The following is a 1,160-nucleotide window of genomic DNA, read 5'->3' on the forward strand; positions in this document are numbered from 1 at the left end:
TAAAAAAACGCCCGGCCGGCGCAAGCCGGTCGGGCGGATCGGGTTCGATCGAGCCCCGGCTTCGGCCGGGGTTTTTTCATGGGCGCGCGAGCGACGCTCAGGCGCGCGCGGGCGACACGACGCCGTAGATTTCCGTGTCCTCTTCCTCGCGCAGCTGGCGCGCCAGCTGGTGTGCCTCGCGGCGCGACGCGACGGCCGGCGGCGAGCCCTTGAGCGGCTGGCGTGCGGTTTCGGCGAGTGCGACGACCGACACGATGCCGATCACGGCCGCGCCCATCATGTAGTACGCGGGCATCATCAGGTTGTGGGTCACGTCGACGAGCCACGCGGTGACGAGCGGCGTCGTGCCGCCGAACAGCGACACCGACACGTTGAAGCCGATCGCGAGCGCGCCGTAGCGGATCTCGGTCGGGAACAGCGCCGGCAGCGCCGACGGCATCACGCCGGTGAAGCACGACAGCAGCACGCCGAGGATCAGGAGGCCGCCGAACACCGACGCGGTGGTGCCCGCATGAATCAGCATCATCGACGGGATCGACAGCGCGAGCAGGCCGACGCAGCCGGCCAGCATCACGGGCTTGCGGCCGACCTTGTCCGACAGGCGGCCGGCGGCGAGCGTCAGCGGCATCATCAGCACCATCACGATCAGCACCAGCACGAGGCTGTGCGACTCGTCGAAGTGCAGCGTCGACGACATGAAGCTCGGCAGGTACGACAGCACCATGTAGTCGGTCACGTTGAAGATCAGCACGAGGCCGACGCAGAGCAGCAGCGCGCGCCAGTTGCGCATCAGCGTCTCGCGGAAGCGCGCCTTCGGCACGGCCTTGTCCTGCGCTTCCCGCTCCTCGGCCTGGCGCTTGAACGCCGGCGTTTCCTCGAGCTTCATCCGGATGTACAGGCCGATCAGGCCGAGCGGGCCCGCGATCAGGAACGGCACGCGCCAGCCCCACGACAGCAGCGCTTCCTGCGACAGCGACGCGGTGAGCAGCGCGACGACGCCGGCGCCCATCACATAGCCGATCAGCGTGCCGAACTCGAGGAAGCTGCCCATGAAGCCGCGGCGCTTGTCGGTCGAGAACTCGGCGATGAAGGTGGCGGCGCCGCCGTATTCGCCGCCGGTCGAGAAGCCCTGCACGAGGCGGGCGACGAGCAGCAGGATC

1 protein-coding gene is annotated in these 1,160 nt (G+C 68.9%); it reads right to left on the minus strand.

Going from position 1 to position 1,160, the window contains the following annotated elements; all coding sequences use genetic code 11:
* Positions 1–97: 97 nt before the first annotated feature.
* Positions 98–1,160: MFS transporter (locus tag U4Z64_RS37250; RefSeq protein ID WP_321822678.1), on the minus strand; the 1,063-nt coding region annotated here is incomplete at its 5' end.

Source organism: Burkholderia sp. BCC1996 (assembly GCF_905339955.1).
Lineage (GTDB): Bacteria > Pseudomonadota > Gammaproteobacteria > Burkholderiales > Burkholderiaceae > Burkholderia.